At 66.8% G+C, this 545-nt stretch carries 1 protein-coding gene; it reads left to right on the top strand.

Features of this window, described 5'->3' with window-relative positions; all coding sequences use genetic code 11:
* The coding region (locus EN750_RS38230) for a cell division FtsA domain-containing protein (protein WP_281062396.1) at nucleotides 1-545 on the top strand (545 nt) is incomplete at both ends.

The following is a 545-nucleotide window of genomic DNA, read 5'->3' as shown; positions in this document are numbered from 1 at the left end:
TCGGCGGCAACCACGTCACGATGGACATGGCCAAGGGGCTGTCGACCTCGCTCGATGCCGCCGAACGGCTGAAGGTGATGCATGGCTCGGCACTGCCGGGCAGCGCCGACGACCGCGACCTGGTCTCGATCCAGCCGATCGGCGACGACGGTGACGTGCCCTTGCAGATCCCGCGCTCGGTGATGACGCGCATCGTGCGCGCCCGCATCGACGAGACGCTCGAACTGCTGCGCGACCGGCTGAACAAGTCCGGCTATGGCAATGCAGTGGGCAAGCGTGTGGTTCTTACCGGTGGCGCCAGCCAGCTTGCCGGCCTGCCGGAGGCGGCGCGCCGCATCCTGGGACGCAATGTGCGCATCGGCCGCCCGCTCGGCGTGGCCGGTCTGCCGGAAGCGGCGAAGGGGCCGGCCTTCTCGGCTGCGGTGGGGCTTCTGATCTATCCGCAGATGGCGAGCTTCGAGAGCCATCCGGCGAAAGGAATTTCCGGTCTCAAAATGACCGGAACGGGCGGAAAACTGCATCGCATGAGTCAGTGGTTGAGAGAC

Source organism: Mesorhizobium sp. M7A.F.Ca.ET.027.03.2.1, from assembly GCF_003999175.1.
Classification (GTDB): domain Bacteria; phylum Pseudomonadota; class Alphaproteobacteria; order Rhizobiales; family Rhizobiaceae; genus Mesorhizobium.
This window is presented reverse-complemented; position numbering and strand designations above follow the sequence as displayed.